The sequence below is a fragment of the Rhodopseudomonas sp. NSM genome, from assembly GCF_052445935.1.
Classification (GTDB): Bacteria; Pseudomonadota; Alphaproteobacteria; order Rhizobiales; family Xanthobacteraceae; genus Rhodopseudomonas.
Genome location: NZ_JBQTCH010000005.1, coordinates 173,218 through 192,156, shown reverse-complemented (window position 1 = coordinate 192,156; position 18,939 = coordinate 173,218). Strand labels below are relative to the sequence as shown.

14 protein-coding genes are annotated in these 18,939 nt (G+C 65.8%); 4 read left to right on the top strand and 10 right to left on the bottom strand.

Features of this window, described 5'->3' with window-relative positions:
* Nucleotides 1–3: 3 nt before the first annotated feature.
* The 8 genes from goxA to ACTZWT_RS14890 form a co-directional block, all read right to left on the bottom strand.
* Nucleotides 4–1,965 carry a CTQ-dependent glycine oxidase GoxA gene (gene goxA, locus ACTZWT_RS14925; protein ID WP_444770459.1) on the bottom strand — a complete coding sequence of 654 codons (1,962 nt, stop codon included), beginning with the start codon at nucleotides 1,963–1,965 and terminating at the stop codon, nucleotides 4–6.
* A gap of 159 nt (nucleotides 1,966–2,124) precedes the next feature.
* Nucleotides 2,125–2,529 carry a Fe-S cluster assembly scaffold SufA gene (sufA, locus tag ACTZWT_RS14920; RefSeq protein WP_444770458.1) on the bottom strand — a complete coding sequence of 135 codons (405 nt, stop codon included), beginning with the start codon at nucleotides 2,527–2,529 and terminating at the stop codon, nucleotides 2,125–2,127.
* Nucleotides 2,530–2,686: 157 nt separating this feature from the next.
* On the bottom strand, nucleotides 2,687–3,055 hold the full coding sequence (locus ACTZWT_RS14915) for an SUF system Fe-S cluster assembly protein (RefSeq protein WP_011441875.1): 369 nt from the start codon (nucleotides 3,053–3,055) through the stop codon (nucleotides 2,687–2,689).
* Nucleotides 3,052–4,296: a cysteine desulfurase gene (locus ACTZWT_RS14910; RefSeq protein ID WP_444770457.1), complete on the bottom strand. Its 1,245-nt coding sequence runs from the start codon at nucleotides 4,294–4,296 to the stop codon at nucleotides 3,052–3,054. The genes ACTZWT_RS14915 and ACTZWT_RS14910 overlap by 4 nt, the downstream gene beginning before the upstream one ends.
* Nucleotides 4,297–4,527: 231 nt before the next feature.
* Nucleotides 4,528–5,841, bottom strand: coding sequence for a Fe-S cluster assembly protein SufD (gene sufD, locus ACTZWT_RS14905; RefSeq protein ID WP_444770456.1), 1,314 nt, complete (start codon nucleotides 5,839–5,841; stop codon nucleotides 4,528–4,530).
* A gap of 19 nt (nucleotides 5,842–5,860) precedes the next feature.
* Nucleotides 5,861–6,619, bottom strand: coding sequence for a Fe-S cluster assembly ATPase SufC (gene sufC, locus ACTZWT_RS14900; protein ID WP_444770455.1), 759 nt, complete (start codon nucleotides 6,617–6,619; stop codon nucleotides 5,861–5,863).
* A gap of 136 nt (nucleotides 6,620–6,755) precedes the next feature.
* Nucleotides 6,756–8,252, bottom strand: coding sequence for a Fe-S cluster assembly protein SufB (gene sufB / locus ACTZWT_RS14895; protein ID WP_444770454.1), 1,497 nt, complete (start codon nucleotides 8,250–8,252; stop codon nucleotides 6,756–6,758).
* An 82-nt stretch (nucleotides 8,253–8,334) separates the two neighbouring features.
* On the bottom strand, nucleotides 8,335–9,501 hold the full coding sequence (locus tag ACTZWT_RS14890) for a cysteine desulfurase family protein (protein WP_444770634.1): 1,167 nt from the start codon (nucleotides 9,499–9,501) through the stop codon (nucleotides 8,335–8,337).
* A gap of 244 nt (nucleotides 9,502–9,745) precedes the next feature.
* On the opposite strand from ACTZWT_RS14890, the gene ACTZWT_RS14885 reads away from it, so the two are divergent.
* Nucleotides 9,746–10,393 carry an alpha/beta hydrolase gene (locus tag ACTZWT_RS14885; protein WP_322516887.1) on the top strand — a complete coding sequence of 216 codons (648 nt, stop codon included), beginning with the start codon at nucleotides 9,746–9,748 and terminating at the stop codon, nucleotides 10,391–10,393.
* Between the two features lie 100 nt (nucleotides 10,394–10,493).
* On the opposite strand, the gene ACTZWT_RS14880 is transcribed toward ACTZWT_RS14885, so the two are convergent.
* Entirely contained in the window at nucleotides 10,494–11,597 is a 1,104-nt protein-coding gene (locus ACTZWT_RS14880) for an anhydro-N-acetylmuramic acid kinase (protein WP_444770453.1), read from the bottom strand.
* A gap of 157 nt (nucleotides 11,598–11,754) precedes the next feature.
* On the opposite strand from ACTZWT_RS14880, the gene tyrS reads away from it, so the two are divergent.
* The 3 genes from tyrS to ACTZWT_RS14865 all read left to right on the top strand — a co-directional run bounded on the left by tyrS (nucleotide 11,755) and on the right by ACTZWT_RS14865 (nucleotide 15,099).
* Nucleotides 11,755–13,011 carry a tyrosine--tRNA ligase gene (tyrS, locus tag ACTZWT_RS14875; protein ID WP_444770452.1) on the top strand — a complete coding sequence of 419 codons (1,257 nt, stop codon included), beginning with the start codon at nucleotides 11,755–11,757 and terminating at the stop codon, nucleotides 13,009–13,011.
* A gap of 77 nt (nucleotides 13,012–13,088) precedes the next feature.
* Entirely contained in the window at nucleotides 13,089–14,309 is a 1,221-nt protein-coding gene (locus tag ACTZWT_RS14870) for an MFS transporter (protein WP_444770451.1), read from the top strand.
* A gap of 223 nt (nucleotides 14,310–14,532) precedes the next feature.
* Complete coding sequence (locus ACTZWT_RS14865; RefSeq protein ID WP_444770450.1) at nucleotides 14,533–15,099, top strand: cytochrome b; 567 nt, start codon at nucleotides 14,533–14,535, stop codon at nucleotides 15,097–15,099.
* A 23-nt stretch (nucleotides 15,100–15,122) separates the two neighbouring features.
* On the opposite strand, the gene ACTZWT_RS14860 is transcribed toward ACTZWT_RS14865, so the two are convergent.
* The gene (locus ACTZWT_RS14860) at nucleotides 15,123–18,866 is read right to left on the bottom strand and encodes a YhdP family protein (RefSeq protein ID WP_444770449.1); all 3,744 of its coding nucleotides are present in this window, start codon (nucleotides 18,864–18,866) and stop codon (nucleotides 15,123–15,125) included.
* Between the last annotated feature and the right edge of the window lie 73 nt (nucleotides 18,867–18,939).

The window sequence follows — 18,939 nt, the reverse complement described above, 5'->3', positions numbered from 1 at the left end:
CCGCTAGCGCTGCGGGTTCGGTTCGATGATATCCATCGAGCCGCGCTGCACCTCGACGAACACCTGCTCGGGCACGCCCGGAAGCCCCTTCGGCCCGGGCCGCTTCACCACCACGCCCATCCGCGTCCACAATTCGATCATCCGGCGCAGGCCGTCGGTGTAGCCGGCCTCGACATGCAGGCCGATGCCGGCCGCGCCGCGCGCCCACGGCACGCGCGTGTGATAGAACCGCAGCCGCTCCTCTTCGGACAGATCGGTGCGCATCATCTGCTTGTAGAACGCCTCCGGCAGCACATCGACCGGCAGCAGCGCCGGCCACCACACCGGCGTCGGGAAGCCCGACGCGGTCAGCACCGCCTGGCAACTGAACGCGTCGCCCTGCCACGGCACGCCCATCCAGCGCGTCAGATCGCCCGGCGCCTGCGGGCCGATCGGCGCGCCCTGATCCGGCTTGTCCGGATTGCCGGCGAACACGTTCACCGGATTGAGCTGCAGCCCGAGATCCTGATTGAGCGATTTGCGGTTCGACAGTGCGATCCGGAACGGCAATCTGGTTTCGTTGGGGCCGCGATACAGCGCCTTGTGGCGGATCGGCCAGGTGATCTCGACGCCGGGATGAAACGCGCCGCCCGAGCAGGCATCGAGCGCCGCGCGCGTCATCGCCTCCGGCCGCAATTCCACCGGCAGATCGTCGAGCGTCCTGACCGCATCGACGGCGGCGTTGCTGTAGTCGGCCTCGAACCTGCCGTCGGCCCACAGCTCCAGCACGCGATATTGCGTCGGCGTCAGCGTCAGCCAGGAATGCCGGCTGTCCGGATAGTTGACGCCGTCGCCGAGCATGATCGGCACCGCATAGGCGCGCTGATCCTCGCCGCCGGGCCTACGGAAGATGTCGAACACCTTCTTGCGCGCGGCCCTGGTATCAGCTGTCGGCTTCGCGAGCCCCTCGATGATCGCGGGGTCCGACAGATCGCCGACGTCGTGCCACGCCGCGCCCAGGAACGACGCCGCCGCGACCCATTGCATCGCGCCGGCGCGGCGCAGGATCGGCAGCACGTCGCGGCGGAACGAGACCTTGTCGGCCGGCGCCTGCAACTGGCCGGAGCCGATCATCGCCTCGCGCGCGGCGTCGTACAGCGTCACGATCGGCTCGAGCTGCGGCGCGAATTTCGGCCCGCAGCACACGATCCACGCCGGCTCGCAGTCGAAGGTCTGGCCGTCGACCCTGACGTCGGCCTTGACCCAGCCGTCGGCCCAGTCGTCGTGCCAGCCGTCATTGTTGGTGAAGTCGCGCACCGGATTCTGCGGCAGCGAGGAGCGCGACACGCCGTCGGCGGCGAACACCAGCAGGCGTCCCTTGTCGTCGGTGCGCAGATGGCCGAGCGGCACGTCGAGCTTCTGCCAGAACCGGCCCTGCATTTTGTAGTTGTCGTCGCCGCCCGCGCCGTTGACGCCAGCGCCGGAAATCGCCACCGCGCCGGGATCGATGCACAGCATCGCGTCGCGCTTGTCGAGCACGATGAAGGCGTTGCGCTGCGCGCCCGGCACCCCCGGCGCCGCCTGGCCCTGATCCATCGCGTTGACGAAGCCGTACCAGGAGGCCTTGGTGTTGGCGACGTGCACGCTCCACTTCGCCTGCGCGGCGTCGATCTCGCGCACCACGCGGCCCTGATCGTCATAGCCGAACAGCCGGAAGCGCTGCACCTGCTTCTTGATGCGGCCGCGCGCATCCTTGAAGCCGCCGTCCGGCTCGGGCAAAAGGCCGGGCACTTCGGGCGCGAGGAACCATTCGTCCGCATTGCCGACGCGCGAGAAGCCGATCGCCGGGAAGACCGCGACCTTGGCGATTTTGGCGCCCTGCGGCGCGGCCTGCTGCGCGTGCAGCGACGAGATCGCGGCCTTGCCCAGCAGCGGCCCGCCAAGGCCCAGCGCCGCGGCGCCCAACAGAAAATCCCGACGCTTCATACCGAAGCTCTCCCCTGCAAATAATACCTGCAAGGTCTTCGCAACTGGAACTTAAAGCTGGATTAATGCCGCTGCAGTTCTGGAGTGAATCGAACGCTTTTCGGGTGTTTTCTGTGGAGGCGCCCGGCGCCGAACGCCCGGCGAAGCCGCCGGGGCCGCTCAGCCGTCGATATTCGCCGGCACCAGTTCGACCGATTCGCCGCAGCCGCAGGCCGAGATCTGGTTCGGGTTGTTGAACACGAACTGTGCCTGCATCTTGTCGGCCTTGTAGTCCATCTCGGTGCCGAGCAGGAACAGCACGGCCTTGGGGTCGATCAGGATCTTGACGCCCTTGTCCTCGATCACCTCGTCGCTCGCCTTCAGGTCGTGGGCGTATTCGACGGTGTAGGACTGCCCGGCGCAGCCGCCGTTCTTGATGCCGACGCGCAGCCCGACGATCTCGCTGTCGGCGCGCGACATCAGGTCCTTGACGCGGCTCGCGGCGGCGTCGGTCAGGCGCATCACCTGCGGGCGCTGCCGGCGCGCGGGCTTCTCGGTGTTGGAAAGCGGTGTCATCTCCGACATGTGTTCACGTCCTCGTGGCGGTTCAAGGCCGCCCGTGTGTGACATTGTTCTTCTCAGTCAGTCCCGTCATTGCGAGCGAAGCGAAGCAATCCAGGGGCGGCACGCGCGGCGCTGGATTGCTTCGTCGCTCCGCTCCTCGCAATGACGGCCAATCGTCTCACCACATATTCAGCACGAGGCGGGCCTCGTCGCTCATCCGCTCCGGCGTCCACGGCGGCTCCCAGACGATCGCGACGTTGACCACACCGACGCCCGGCACGGTGGCGACCGCGTTCTCCACCATGGTCGGCAGCTCCGCCGCCGCCGGGCAGTTCGGCGTCGTCAGCGTCATGTCGACGTCGACGGTGCGGTCGTCCTTGATCTCGACCTTGTAAATCAGGCCGAGTTCGTAGATGTCGGCCGGGATCTCCGGATCGAACACCGTCTTCAGCGCCGCGACGATCTCGGTGCCGAGCCGCTCGGTTTCCTCGGGCGGCAGCGCCGAGACGGTCTGCATATTGGCCTTGGCTTCGATCGTATCGGTCATGCGAACAGGTCCCGCGCCTTGATCAGCGCATTAGCGAGTTGGTCGACTTCCTCACGGGTATTATACATGCCGAAAGACGCTCGGCACGTGGCCGTGACCTGGAACCGCTCCAGCAACGGCATCACGCAATGGGTTCCCGCCCGCACCGCGATGCCCTGGCGGTCGATCACGGTGGCGATGTCGTGCGGGTGAGCGCCCTTCATCTCGAAGGAAATCACCGGTCCCTTGCCCCGGGCGGTGCCGATGATCCGCAGCGAATTGATCTCGCGCAGCCGCTGTTCCGCATACGTCAAAAGATCGTGTTCGTGCGCGGCGATGCGCTCTTTTCCGATCGAATTGACGTAATCGATCGCGGCCCCAAGCCCGACCGCCTCGACGATCGCCGGCGTGCCGGCCTCGAAGCGGTGCGGCGGGTCGCCATAGGTGACCCAGTCCTGCGCCACTTCGCGGATCATCTCGCCGCCGCCATTGTAGGGCCGCATCTTCGCGAGCACATCGTACTTGCCGTACAGCACGCCGATCCCGGTCGGGCCGTACAGCTTGTGGCCGGTCATGATGTAGAAGTCGCAGTCGATGTCCTGCACGTCGATGGACAGATGCACCGCGCCCTGGCTGCCGTCGACCAGCACCGGAATGCCGCGGTCGTGCGCCAGCTTCACCACCTCTTTGACCGGCACGATGGTGCCGAGCGCGTTCGACATCTGGGTGATCGCGACCAGCTTGGTCCTGGGCCCCAGCAGCTTCTCGAACTCGTCGATCAGGAAATTGCCGTCGTCGTCGACCGGCGCCCATTTGAGAACAGCGCCCTGACGTTCGCGCAAGAAATGCCACGGCACGATGTTGGAATGGTGCTCCATGATCGAGAGCACGATCTCGTCGCCCTCGCCGATATTCGGCGCGCCGAACGACGAGGCGACGAGGTTGATCGCCTCGGTGGCGTTGCGGGTGAAGATGATCTCTTCCGGCCGCTTGGCGTTGAGGAAATGCTGCACGCGGGTGCGGCCGCCCTCATAGGCTTCGGTCGCGGCGTTGGCGAGATAATGTAGGCCGCGATGTACGTTGGCGTATTCGCTCTCATACGCCTTGGTCATCCGCTCCAGCACCACGCGCGGCTTCTGCGCCGAGGCGGCGTTGTCGAGATACACCAGATCCTTGCCATAGACCTTCAGCGCCAGCGCCGGAAAATCCTCGCGGACTTTGGCGACGTCGTAGGATCCGTTTGAAACCGCGGGATGCGCCATGTCAGGCCTTCCAACTCGAGAGCGATCGCAGCAGTGCCGCATCGACTCCCTCTCCCCGCGCGCGGGGACAGGGCTGGGGTGAGGGGGCGTCTCCGCGAGGCCGAGACTCGGCGAGACGCCCCCTCACCCGGATCATCGCTACGCGACGATCCGACCTCTCCCCGCACGCGGGGAGAGGTGAAGTGCGTGCTCGCTTCTGGCTCCGGGACGCCGACTGCATGATTGTCCGCCCTACCCCCGCGCCGCCAGCCAGCGCTCGGCGGCGCCGATCGCGAGTTCGCGCAGATTGTCGTCGGCGATCGCCTCGATCGCCTCGCCGACGAAGGCCTGGATCAGCAGCGCTTCGGCTTCCTTCTCGGCAAGGCCGCGCGCGCGCAGATAGAACAGCAGCTGATCGTCGAGCGCGCCGATCGCGGCGCCGTGGCCGCAGGTGACGTCGTCGGCGAAGATCTCGAGCTCCGGCTTGTTGTCGGCCTCGGCCTCGTCGGACAACAGCAGCGCCCGCGTCATCATCTTGGCGTCGGTCTTTTGCGCCGGCTGGCGCACATTGATCCGGCCCTGAAACACCGAATGCCCGCGATCGTCGGCCACCGCGCGGAAACCTTCGCGGCTGACGCAATGCGGCACGTCGTGATTCATCACCAGCGTGGTGTCGGCGTGCTGCTTGCCGTTGAGCAGGTTGACGCCGTTGGTCTCGACCTGCGCGTGTTCGCCGACGATCGTCACGGTCGACGAATAGCGGCTGACCAGCCCGCCGGTGGCGATTCCGACGACGTTGTAGTGTGCGTGCGTGCCGACACGCACCTCCGCCGCAGCGATGTTGAAGGCCTCGCGCGAATCCTCGATCAGCCGGACGTGATCCAGCCGCGCGCCGTCGCCGATCGTGATCACCGCTGCGTCGTGCACCTGATACACGCCGGCGCTTTCGCCGGCGACATAGCTCTCGACCACGGTCGCCGTCGCGTTGTCACCAAGCGCGATCAGCGAGCGCGTGAACATCGCCGAAGGCACGCCGCCCGAGGCGATGTGCAGGATGTGCAGCGGCCTTGTCAGCCTGGCGCCGTCGGCGACCTCGATCACCACGCCGTCGGTCATCAGCGCGGTGTTGAGCGCCGTCATCGGATTGGCATTGTCGAGCGACAGCAGCCGGTCGTCGCCGGCATCGAGCGCATCGCGCAGGCTGCGGATCGACAGCCCGGCCTCCAGCGACGACAGATCGGACAGCGCCGGCACCAGCGCGCCGTCGACCACCACCAGCCGGCGGACGCCCTCGATCGCGTGCAGCCTCACCGCCGCCTCGGCACGCGCCAGCGCCGCGGCGTCGGGCGCAGGCGCCACCGGCAGCACCTCGCGCATCAGCGCGCGCAGATCGGTGTATTTCCAGTCCTCGATCCGGCGATGCGGCAGGCCGATGCGCTGGAACGCGCCAAGGGCCTCGCGGCGGGCGTCCGCGACCTTGCCGGCCTCCGGCTGGCGCGCCGCGACGCTCGCAAAATTCGCGCCCGCCATGTCCATCTTGTCGGTCTTCGCCACTGCGATATTCATCTGATCCGTCCGATCCGCCTTAGGCCGCCGCTTCCTGATATTGCGCGTAGCCGTTGGCTTCGAGTTCGAGCGCCAGTTCCTTGCCGCCGCTCTTCACCACCTTGCCGCGCGACATCACGTGGACGTGGTCGGGCACGATGTAGTCCAGCAGCCGCTGATAATGGGTGATCACCACCATCGCGCGGTCCGGCGTGCGCAGCGCGTTGACGCCTTCGGAGGCGATGCGCAGCGCGTCGATGTCGAGGCCCGAGTCCATTTCATCGAGGATGCACAGGCTCGGCTGGAACAACGCCATCTGCAACACTTCGTTGCGCTTCTTCTCGCCGCCGGAGAAGCCGACATTGACGCCGCGCTTCAGCATCTCCTGCGGAATGCCGAGCGAGCTTGCGACCTCGCGGACGCGCTTGAGGAAATCCGGCGTCGAGAGTTCGACTTCGCCACGCGACTTGCGCTGCGCGTTCAGCGCGGTGCGCAGGAACGTCATGGTCGCCACGCCGGGAATTTCGACCGGATATTGAAACGCCAGGAACACGCCCTTGGCGGCGCGCTCGTCCGGCGCCATCGCCAGCAGGTCCTCGCCCTTGAACAGGATCTCGCCGCCGGTGACTTCGTAGCCCGGCTTGCCGGCGATCACGTGGGAGAGCGTCGACTTGCCGGAGCCGTTCGGCCCCATGATCGCGTGCACCTCGCCGGCATTCACGCTGAGCGTCAGCCCGTGCAGAATTTCGCGCTCGGCGACGCGGACCTGGAGATTTTTGACTTCGAGCAGTGCGGACATTGCCAGCCTTCCTGTGTGGCCCTCGTCCTGAGGAGCGCGCCTCGCGCGCGTCTCGAAGGACGAGTTGATATGACTTTATCGTTGCCATCCTTCGAGGCGGCCGCTTCGCGACCTCCTCAGGATGAGGGCTTCCGGATTATCCGACCGAGCCTTCGAGACTGATCGAGATCAGCTTCTGGGCCTCCACCGCGAACTCCATCGGCAGTTGCTGCAGCACGTCCTTGACGAAGCCGTTGACCACGAGGCCGACCGCCTCTTCCTGGCTGAGGCCACGCTGGATGCAGTAGAACAGCACGTCCTCGGAGATCTTCGACGTGGTGGCTTCGTGCTCGAACAGCGCCGAGGCGTTCTTGGCCTCGATATACGGCACGGTGTGCGCGCCGCACTGGTCGCCGATCAGCAGCGAGTCACAGGCGGTGAAGTTGCGCGCGCCCTTGGCCTTGCGGTGCGCGGTGACGAGGCCGCGATAGGTGTTCTGCGATCGGCCGGCCGCGATGCCCTTGGAGATGATCCGGCTCGTCGTGTTGTTGCCGAGATGGATCATCTTGGTGCCCGAGTCGACCTGCTGATAGCCGTTCGAGATCGCGATCGAGTAGAACTCGCCACGCGAGTTATCGCCGCGCAGAATGCAGCTCGGATATTTCCAGGTGATCGCCGAACCGGTCTCGACCTGGGTCCAGGAGATCTTGGAATTGTTGCCGCGGCAGTCGCCACGCTTGGTGACGAAGTTGTAGATGCCGCCCTTGCCTTCCGAATTGCCCGGATACCAGTTCTGCACCGTCGAGTACTTGATCTCGGCGTCGTCGTGCGTGATCAGCTCGACCACGGCGGCGTGCAGCTGGTTCTCGTCGCGCTGCGGCGCGGTGCAGCCTTCGAGATAGCTGACGTAGGAGCCCTTGTCGGCGATGATCAGCGTGCGCTCGAACTGGCCGGTGTTGCGCTCGTTGATGCGGAAATAGGTCGACAGCTCCATCGGACAGCGCACGCCCGGCGGCACGTAGACGAACGAGCCGTCGGAGAACACCGCGGAGTTCAACGTCGCGTAATAATTGTCCGAGGTCGGCACCACGGTGCCGAGATATTTCTTCACCAGCTCGGGATGCTCTTTGATCGCTTCCGAGATCGGCATGAAGATCACGCCGGCCTTCTTCAGCTCGGCCTGGAACGTGGTCGCCACCGACACCGAATCGAACACCGCATCGACCGCGATCTTGCGGCTCGGCGTGTTCGGCTCGCCCGGACGCGGCTCCACGCCTTCCAGCAGCGCCACTTCACGCAGCGGAATGCCGAGCTTCTCGTAGGTCTTCAGGATCTCGGGATCGATCTCGTCGAGCGAGCCGATCGTCTTTTTCGGCTTCGGCGCCGAATAGTAGTAGAGATCCTGGAAATCGATCTTCGGATAGTCCACCCGCGCCCAGGTCGGCTCGGTCATGGTCAGCCAGCGACGATAGGCCTCGAGCCGCCACTGCAGCATCCAGTCCGGTTCGTTCTTCTTCGCTGAGATGAAGCGGACGATGTCTTCCGACAGCCCCTTGGGGGCCTTGTCGGATTCGATCAGCGTCTCGAATCCATATCGATATTGATCGACGTCGATCTGGCGAACCCGATCGACGGTCTCTTGGACGGCAGCCATTTAAACCTCCGCTCGCGGTTTCAAGGACCGCGGTGGATCTGCTGGAACATGCTTACACGATCCGGCGCGGGATGAAACCCTCTTAGAACCGTTCAAGCACTGTTTCATGATCCCTTTTAGTTAGGTTGCCTGCAAGCTTTCGCCAAGCCTGCAGGCATCGATCAATGTCGGATTCGCTACTCGACCAGCCGAGACTGAGCCGTATCGCGGACTGAGCAAGTTCCGGACCAAACCCCATCGCCTCCAGCACGTGCGACGCGCGAACTTTGCCCGACGAGCACGCCGACCCGGACGACACCGCGATTCCGGCGAGGTCGAAGCCGATCACCGCGGTCTCGGCGCGAAGTCCCGGCACCGCGAACAGCGTCGTGTTCGGCAACCGCGGCACGGATTCGGCGATGATCACGCTGCCTTCGGTTTGCCGCAGGTTTGCCTCAAGCCGATTGCGCAGTTTTTCGACCCGCGCCATGTCCTCGGCCATCGTTGGTATCGCCGCCGCGACCGCCGCACCGAAGCCCGCAATACCAGCGACATTCTCTGTCCCGGCACGCCGCCCCAGCTCCTGCCCGCCGCCCCGCAGCACCGGTTCCGGAGCGACAAGATTGTCCCTCAGCACCAAAGCGCCAATGCCCTTCGGTCCGCCGACCTTGTGCGCCGACAGCGACACAAGGTCGGCTCCCAATTCCTTGAGCGTAAAGCGGATTTTGCCCAACGCCTGAATCGCATCGACATGCAGCAGGCCATCCGCGGCATGGACGATTTCGGCAATATCATGAATGGGTTGCTGCGCGCCGGTCTCGTTGTTGGCGAGCATCACCGAGACCAGCGCAGGGCGCGCGCCCGCCAGCAGGCTGCGCAGGTGATCCAGATCGACAACGCCTTCACGTGTCACCTGAACCGTCGCGACGCCCGTATGCGGAAACCGCCCGCCGGCCAGCACCGAAGCGTGCTCGATCGCCGAAACGACAAGCCGGTCAATTGTTTGAGAACCGATCCGGAGTCCGGGCGTGAGCGCCAGCGTGTTGGCTTCTGTCCCTCCTGACGTAAACACGACATTCCGCGGCTCGGCTCCGACCGCTGCCGCGACCGTTCCCCGCGCCTGCTCGACCAGGCCGCGCGCGGCCCGGCCCTCGGCGTGAATCGAGGAGGGATTTCCGGCCATATCCAGCGCAGTCGCAATCGCCGCCCTGGCCTCCGGCCGTAACGGCGTTGTCGCATTCCAGTCGAGATACACCCGGTCGGCCGTCACGAATTGCCTGTCCTTCTGTAACAGCCTGAGCCGGTTCCATTTTCGGGAACCTGCGATCCGGGATCGGATCTGGCGCGCTGCAATGTTCAATATGCTTGCAATTGGCCCTGCGCTCCATGCTAGAACGCACTTCCCCGTTCATTCCGCCGTTGCCTGATCTGCCGGACGGCGGCCAACGGCCGTTTTGGCAGGGCCCGCGTGCGCCCGACGCGCCAGGCCCACCCCAATCTACCAAGGATCGCTGATGCCTGAAGTCATTTTCACCGGTCCCGCAGGCCGACTCGAAGGCCGCTACCACCCGGCCAAGCAGAAGAACGCGCCGATCGCGATGGTGTTGCACCCGCATCCGCAGTTCCGCGGCAGCATGAACCATCCGATCGTCTATCAGGTCTATTACGCCTTCGTGGCGCGCGGATTCTCGGTGCTGCGCTTCAATTTCCGCGGCGTCGGCCGCAGCCAGGGCTCGTTCGACCACGGCACCGGCGAATTGTCCGATGCCGCTTCGGCGCTCGACTGGGCGCAGACCATCAACCCCGAAGCCCGCGCCTGCTGGGTCGCCGGCTTCTCGTTCGGCGCCTGGATCGGCATGCAACTGCTGATGCGCCGCCCCGAAGTCGAGGGCTTCATCTCGATCGCGCCGGAGCCGAATCGCTACGATTTCTCGTTCCTGGCGCCCTGCCCGTCGTCCGGCCTGATCGTGCACGGCGAGAAGGACATTGTCGCGCCCGCCAAGGACGTCAACACGCTGGTCGAAAAGCTGAAGACCCAGAAGGGCATCGTCATCGACCAGCAGACCATCCCCGGCGCCAACCACTTCTTCGAAGACAAGATGGAGCCGCTGATGGAAACGGTGACGTCCTATCTCGACATGCGGCTCGCCAACGTCCGCTGACGCTTCCGCCCGTCATTGCGAGGAGCGCAGCGACGAAGCAATCCAGCTCCGTGCACGGCGCTCTGGATTGCTTCGCTGCGCTCGCAATGACGCAGACGGGCTAGGGTCGCGCCAGCAGCCCGCCGGTCATCGGATAAGCGACGCCGGTGGTCGCGGGGTAGCTGAGCGGCAGGCCTTTCAGGCCCCGCGCGGCCAGGAATCCGAACGCCTGCGCTTCCATCGCATCGGCCGACCAGCCCAGCGCATCGGTGCTCTCGACCTGCGCCGGCGCGAGTTGCTCGCGCAGCATCCGCATCATCGTCAGATTGCGCGCGCCACCGCCGGTGACCACGAAGCTATGCGGCGGCTTCGGCAGCAACGGCACGATGGCTGCGATCGCGCCCGCGGTGAACGCCGTCAGCGTCGCCGCACCATCGGCCGCCGACCAGCCCCGCAGCGCCAGAGTCGCGAAATCGTTGCGATCCAGCGATTTCGGCGGCGGCTGGACGAAGAACGGATGCCGCAGGGCGTCCGCAACCCAGCCTTGGTCGGGCGTGCCCTGCGCCGCCAGCCGGCCCTCGCAGTCGAACGGCTGGCCGATCGTGCGGAACATGAAATCGTCAAGCAACGCGTTGCCAGGCCCGGTGTCGCAGGCGATCAGCGCGTCGTTGCCGTCGATATAGGTGATGTTGGACACGCCGCCGATATTGACCACCACGATCGGCCACTCGCGACCGAGCGATTGCGCCAGCGCGCGGTGATAGACCGGGACGAACGGCGCCCCCTGACCGCCGGCCGCGACATCGGCGGCCCGGAAATCGTGCATCACCGGAATCCGGATCGCCTTCGCCAGCGCCTGCGCGTCGCCGATCTGAACCGTCAATTTCGAAGCGGGCCGATGCAGCACGGTCTGACCATGGAAACCGACGATGTCGATGGCGCCGGCGGAAATCCGGTTCTGCGCGACGAAGGCCGCGACCGCCTCGGCGTGCGCGATCGTCACCGCGCGCTCGGCCACGGCGAGAATGCCCGGGCGCGCGTCGCGCCGGTCGAGATGCGGGGCCTCGGCCAGAGCCTGACGCAGCAGCCCGCGCTCGGTCTCGGTGTAGGCCCGATAGCCGGAGGGCCCGAGCGCGGACACATGCCGGCCGTCCGTCTCGATCAAGGCGACGTCGACCCCGTCGAGCGAGGTCCCGCTCATCAATCCGATCGCCGTCAACATCATGGCATCGCGCCTTTCGGGCCGCCGCGGAACGTCCAACTTGTGTCAAACACGCGGTTCTTATAATGCCACACGGTAACGCGATCGAAAGCCCTCACGGGCATCCAGCGCAGGCGATCTGCGCGATGCGTGAAATAACAGTGATCAGAGATCGATAAAGATGACCGCTTTTAAGTCTGATTTTATGAATGTGCTCCAGAGCCGGGGCTTCATCCATCAGATGTCCGATCCGGACTCGCTGGACGCGCTGGCGGCGCGCGGCGAGGTGGTCGCCTATGTCGGTTACGACTGCACCGCGGCGTCGCTGCATGTCGGTCATCTGCTGTCGATCATGATGCTGCACTGGTTGCAAGTCACCGGTAACAAGCCGATCGCGCTGATGGGCGGCGGCACCACGCGGGTCGGCGATCCCTCCGGCCGCGACGAGACCCGCAAGATCCTGACCTACGAGCAGATCGACGCCAACAAGGAGTCGATCAAGGGCACGTTCTCGAAGTTCATCCACTTCGGCGACGGCGGCAACAAAGCGGTGATGGCCGACAACGCCGAATGGCTGACCAGGCTGAACTACATCGAGATGCTGCGCGACATCGGCCGGCACTTCTCGATCAACCGCATGCTGACGATGGATTCGGTGAAGATGCGGCTCGAGCGCGAGCAGGAGCTGTCGTTCATCGAATTCAACTACATGATCCTGCAGTCCTACGATTTCGTCGAGCTGGCGCGGCGCTACAATTGCAACCTTCAAATGGGCGGCTCCGACCAGTGGGGCAACATCGTCACCGGCGTCGACCTCGGCCGCCGGATGGGCACGCATCAGCTCCACGCCCTGACCTGCCCGCTGCTGACCACCTCCTCGGGCGCCAAGATGGGCAAGACCGCCGCCGGCGCGGTCTGGCTCAATGGCGACATGCTGGCGCCCTACGATTACTGGCAGTACTGGCGCAACACCGAGGACGCCGACGTCGGCCGTTTCCTCAAACTGTTCACGCTGCTGCCGATGGGCGAAATCGAGCGGCTGGCGAAGCTGCAGGGCGCCGAGATCAACGAGGCCAAGAAGGTGCTCGCCACCGAGGCGACCGCGCTGATGCACGGCCGTGACGTCGCAGAAAAGGCGGAGGTGACCGCGCGCACCACCTTCGAACAGGGCGGCACCGCGCAGGATCTGCCGAGCGTCGATATCGCGCGCGCCGAACTCGACGCCGGCATCGGCGTGCTCGCGGCGTTCGCCGAGAAGGCCAATCTCGTCGCCTCCAACGGCGAAGCGCGCCGGCAGATCAAGGCCGGCGGCCTGCGGGTCAACGACGTGCCGGTGACCGACGAGAAGATGGCGCTGACCGCGGCGGACCTCACGGCCGACGGCGTCATCAAGCTGTCGATGGGCAAGAAGAAGCACGTGCTGCTCAAACCCGCATAGCCCCATTCGCCGCCGGCGCTGTTCATTCCCGCGGAAACGCGCTCCATGGAGCCAACGTCTTCCGGGAAGGATCGACCTTGGATCAGCGCATCTCGCAGCGGACCGGCCTCGTCGTGCTCGGCGTGTGTTTCGTGCTGTCGCTGCTCGGCCGCGGCCTCGGCGAAAGCTTCACCGTCTTCCTGCTGCCGATCTCGCAATCCTTCGGCTGGGACCGCGCCGAGGTGGTGTCGATCTATTCGCTGACAGCGCTGTGCAGCGGCCTCGCTTCGCCCTTTGTCGGCCGGCTGTTCGACCGCTCCGGCCCCCGCGTGGTCTACATGCTGGGTCTGCTGCTGCTCGGCGGCGCCTTCCTCGGCGCGGCCATCGCCCAGCAACTCTGGCAATTGCAGATCGCCGTCGGCCTGTGCGTCGGGCTCGGCATCGCGCTGACCGGCACTGTGCCGAACTCGATCCTGCTCGGCCGCTGGTTCGGGGCGCGGCTGCCCACCGCGATGGCCGTGGTGTATTCCGCGACCGGCGCCGGCGTTCTGCTGATGCTGCCGATCGCGCAGGTGTTGATCGAACGCTCCGGCTGGCGCGGCGCCTACGAAATGCTCGGCGCGGCGATGCTCCTGCTGCTGGTGCCGCTGCTGATGCTGCCATGGCGGCGCTTTGCCGCCGGAGCTCCCCGCGCGATGCGAGCAGCGACGCTCGACGCGCCGGACGACGGCTGGACGCTGCGCGCGGCGATACGCCACCACGCCTTCTGGGCGCTGTTCGCCACCTTCTTCTTCACGGCCATCGGGATGTACGCGATCGCTGCCCAAGTCGTCGCCTATCTGGTCGACGCCGGCTTTCCGCCGCTGCAGGCGGCGACTGCCTGGGGGTTCTCCGGCGTGGTGCTGGTGATCGGCATGCTCGGCGTAAGCTGGCTCGACGGCGTGATCGGCCGCCGGCCGTCGATCCTGTTCAGCTATGCGATCTCGATCGCCGGCATCGTGATGCTGTGGCTGCTGAAATGGCATCCCAACTACGTCCTGCTGACCGGTTTCGTCCTGTGCTTCGGCAGCATGATAGGCTCGCGCGGACCGCTGATCACGGCGACCGCGATGCGACTGTTTCGCGGCAAACAGGTCGGGCTGATCTACGGCACGATCGCGGTCGGCAGCGGGCTCGGATCGGCAATCGGCTCCTGGTGCGGCGGCCTGATCCACGATCTCAGCAACAGCTACGACCCGGTGATCGGCTTCGCGCTGGTCAGCGTGCTGATCGGCATGATTCCGTTTCTGGTGGTGCCGGCGCTGCGGGAGCGACAATAAGCGCTCGCTACTGCTACGCAGTAGCAGACATCGGTCATGATTTCGCAATCGCTGGCGTGGCATAGCCCCGGCATTGGCGGCACGCGCGCTCCCGTGATCAGCAAAATGTGTTCAGCGGATTTGCGCTCGATCACATCGCCCAAGCCACGAAGCCGGGCACCATCGCCCGGTGAGCTGCTGACCCCTTGGGCTGCTCGCGCCGCGCTTTCGTTTCGGAGACATCATGACCACGACAACTCTCGACACCGCCGAAAAACGTCCCAGTGAATACGGCGCCCTCGCCGTCACAATTCATTGGGTGATCTTCTTCGCCGTGATCGCGCTGTTCGCCTCCATGAACTACGCGCAGGACCTTGACAAAGCCGACCCGCTGCGTCGCACGCTGTATGACTGGCACAAGGCGATCGGCGTGGTCGTGCTCGGCCTGGCTTTGCTGCGCGTTCTTTGGATCAAGATCCACGGCGCGCCGGATCTGGTGCCGTCGCCGCGCTTCAGCAAGGTGATCGCCCGGATCAGCCACGGCCTGTTGTATCTGCTGCTGCTCGCCCTGCCCGCCACCGGCATCGGCATGACGCTGTTCTCCGGCCGCGGCATCGATCTGCTCGGCATCCCGCCGCTGCTCGAAGCCGACAAGGCGGTGGCCGGCGCGCTGCACGCGGCCCACGGGCCGCTGTTCCTGGCGACGGTCATCGTGGTCTTCATCCACGTCGTCGGGGCACTGTGGCATCAATACGGGCGCCACGACTCCACGCTCGGCCGCATGGTGCCGTGGCTGCGCACCAAGGAGTAAGCGTTTCGGCGCGAAGTTCGAAATCAGTTCGGCGGCGTCGGGAAATCGGCGCCGCTGTTCTGTCGGCCAGTGTTGAACTCGAAGATCTTGCGCAGCACGCCCGGCGCCATCGCCGAAATCGGATTGATGCGCAGCACCGGCTGACCGGGCGTCCCGACCACTTCATAGGTCACGCCGATCAGGCCCTCGTTGCTGCCGCCACCGAGGAACAGGCCGACGATCGGGATCTGCCCGAACATGTTGTTCAAACCGTACATCGGCACGAAGGTGCCGCTCATCCGGACCTGATTGGCCGGATAGTCGATCGAGCCCTCGATCGTCGCGCCGATGGTCGGCCCCTTCACCACGCCATCGCGCACCGAGAGCTGGCCGTTCTCCCGGGTGAACTCGGCACGCAGCCGTGAGAACGCCAGACCCGCCGAGGTGCCGCCGGGCGCGCCGGCGGCGGCGCGTTCGAGGGCGGCTTCACCCTTGACGGTGAAGTCGCGGACGTTGATCAGCCCTTCCTTCGGGCGGGGCTCGGCGGTCGGCGGCTCGACCGCCAGCGCGAGCTGGCCACCATACATTTTCGAGTAGGTGTCGGAGAAGCGCAGGAATGCGCCGGCGTCGTTGGTCTCGAGGTAGATCACCTCGCGGCCGCGGTTCTTGCCGCGCAGTTCGGCGGTGATCGGCGTATCGCGGCCGAGCTTGCCGCTCAGCGTGAAGATGCGGAATGCACCGTTGCGACGGACCATCTTCACGTCGACGCTGCGCAGCGCCTCGCCGAAATAGCCCGCGACAGCGCCGAGCTTGAGATCGAGGTCGAAATCGAGGCTCTTGGTCTTGGCCTTGGGTTCGACCTGGGTGCCCGACAGCGCCGACTTGATGAAACCGCGGCCGTCGAACACGTCGCCGCGCATCACCACTTTCAGCGCGCCGTCCTGGCCGCGCTCGGCTTTCAGCGTGGTCTTGTCGCCTTCGGACGGCGAATACACCGGGAAGTTCGCGTTGATCAGGTCGCCGTCGTCATCGACTTCCAGCGAGCCCTTGATCAGCGTGCCGTTGCCTTCGATCTGAATGTCCTCGAACCGGATCGCTTGCGGCTTCTGAATGACGTTGAACGTCGCGCGCGTCGTCTTGCCCGACGGCTTGGTCCAGCCGGGAAGGATGTTGTCGAGCTTCACGGCGGTGAGGTCCGCGTCGATGCCGAACCTGGTCTCCTGCCCGTTGTCGCCGATCTTGCCGACCAGCTTCACAGGCACGGCGCCGGAGACCGCGCTGCCGAGATCGAGCCCGAGCTTGGCGCGGCTGGCGTCGTCCAGCGTCGACTGCAGCCGGACATCGGCCTCGCCCTCGGCCGGCTTGCGATAATCGAGCGTCGCAGCCTGGCCGTTGATCTTGACGTCGCCCTTGACCTGATAGCCCTGATTGCTGGCGATCACCTTGAGCGTATTCGCCTCGAGCTTCTGCCCCATCACCAGCTTGTCGGCAGAGAAGCCGGTGACGTCGGCATTGATCGAATAGGTGGTGTCGGCCTTGGTCAGCTCGCGCTGGATCGGCATCCCGAGCATGATCTGCGCGTTGACGGCGCCCTTGCTGGTGTTGGGATCGATCGGCACGTCACTGACGTCGCTGAGACGTCCCGACGACAGCACCTCGGCGACGGCCGGCACCGGCGCGTCGAGCTTGAACCTGATCCGCGACGGCGACGGCTTCGGCGCCATATCCGGCACCTCGAACAGGATATCCGACAGCGCGATCTTGCGGCCGCTCTGCGTCTCGGAATTCGCCTGCGCGATCGCGACTGCAGCGGAGCGGCCGGTCACGCGGACCCGCATGTCGGCGTCGCGTACCCATGGCATGCCGTCCACCGGGTGAATCATCGCGCCGGTGCCGACGATGTTGACCAACAGCCCCTCGTCCGGAATCGGCGGCCCGCGCCGCGACAGGTTCTTCACCGGCGAATTGACGGCGATGTCGATGCTCTGGATCGAGCCCTGGTCGATCCGACCGTTGACCCATTCCCGTACTTCCGGGACGACCAGGATCGGCCACATCCGCTTCAGCGCCGAGACCGACATCGGCGTGCCGGCCAGTCCCAGCTGCAGCCGCGGCTCGCCGCTGTAGTCGATGCTGCCGGAGCCGGCGACGCCGATCTCGCCGTTGTTGATGTCGGCCTGGGTCAGCAGCACGCGGCGATGATCGGTATCGAAACTGACACGGACGGCGATGCGATTGAAGATCAGCGGCGCCTCGCCTTCCGCCCCGGGCAGCACGATGGTCCCGCCGGACAGCGCGAGCCGCCAGTCGGGTGCGCTGCCGTTCGGCGGCTCGAGCGCCGCCAGCAGCGTGACGCGATTGGCGCCGGCAATGATCTTGAACGGCGCCATCAGCACACGCCGATTGGCGTCCCATTCGAAATTGAACTCCGCCTGATCGATCGCCATCGGATAGTCGGGCGTGTCGTAGTCGATCACGGTGCCGGCGCCGGCGACCAGCTTGCCGCGGAAATAGGTCGGCAGACCGTCGCGGCCAATTTCGCCCTTGAGGTCGCCGGTGAGCGGGAAGTCGGCGCCGTAGGTCAGGTTCTTCAGCCGCAGCGCCAGCAGGATGTTGCGCGTCGGCACCTGATTGGCGTGTAGTTCCACTGCGCGGACGCCGTCCTGCGGCGGGCCGACCTGAACCCGCAGCGACCACGCCTTGGTCCCCTCCTCGCCGAAGCTGAGTGCGACGCCGCCGCGGCTGGGGCGCCGCAGGCTGAGACTGATATTCTCGAAGCTCCAGCGATTGCCGCGCTGCTGATCGTCGACGACGAGATTGCCGTTCTTCAGGCCGATCTCGTTGAGATTCTGGCCGTCGAGCCCTGTCAGGCTCAGGCTGTCGAGCCAATCCAGCCCGGCGAGCAGGCTCTTCATCGCGTCGTCTGAATCAGCTGCAGCGGATGACGCCGGGCTGCCCGGCTGCGCCGGAGACGATATCGCGTTGCCTTGGCCGGGCGCCGTGGCGGCGGCGGGCGACTGGCCCGGCAGCGTGAACTCAGGCGGCTTGCGGATCGAGGCGACGCCGGTTGCGATCGGGCGCTCGGTGTCGCCCGTGGACACAGTCACCTGACCATCCGGCGTGATCCGGATCGCCAGCTCGGCGTCGACCAGGCGCAAGCTCTCCGCACGCAGTTTTCCGCTCAGCAGCGCCCGGCCGGACAGCCGGACTTCCGCTTTCGGCGCAGTGGCGACAATGACGTGGTCGCGGTCGCGCACCACGATATCGCGGATCCGGACCGCGACACGGATCCGTCCGACCCGCTCGATCTGGGTGCCGCCAACCTCGACGGTGTTTCCGTTTCCGATGTTCTCTGCGATCGCATCGGCGAGCCAGGGCGTCGCGATCGCCAGATTGATCGGTCCGGTGCCGAGCCGCAGCCACAGACCGCCAAAGCCGGCCGCCAGCACGAACCCGACCACCAGCACCGCAATCGCGGTCCGCCTCAGCCAGGGGGCTCCGGACAATCGGTTCTGCCAGCGCCGCACCGAATCGTCGACCCGGTGAAAGCCGAGATTGCGCCGGGCCAGCAGTTTGCGGGCGCGATGGCGTCCAGCCTCCTCGTGCTCGGGATCCCAGCCGCTGTCCTGCCAGTGATCGGCGCCGTGATCGTCGCGGTAAGGATGCGGCCCGGATGCGTTTTGCGATGGGTCGCTGGCCATGGCCTCTCGGTGCACGCGCTCTGTCGCAGCCTGATCGCCGAGGGAGGGTTTTGCGCCGACGCGCAGGATACGCTCCTGTGGCGGCATTGCTGCCAAATCCTCGGTTGAACTCTTGACTCGCTGCCCGCCAGCGGGCCGACGCAACAATCGGATGGTCTGG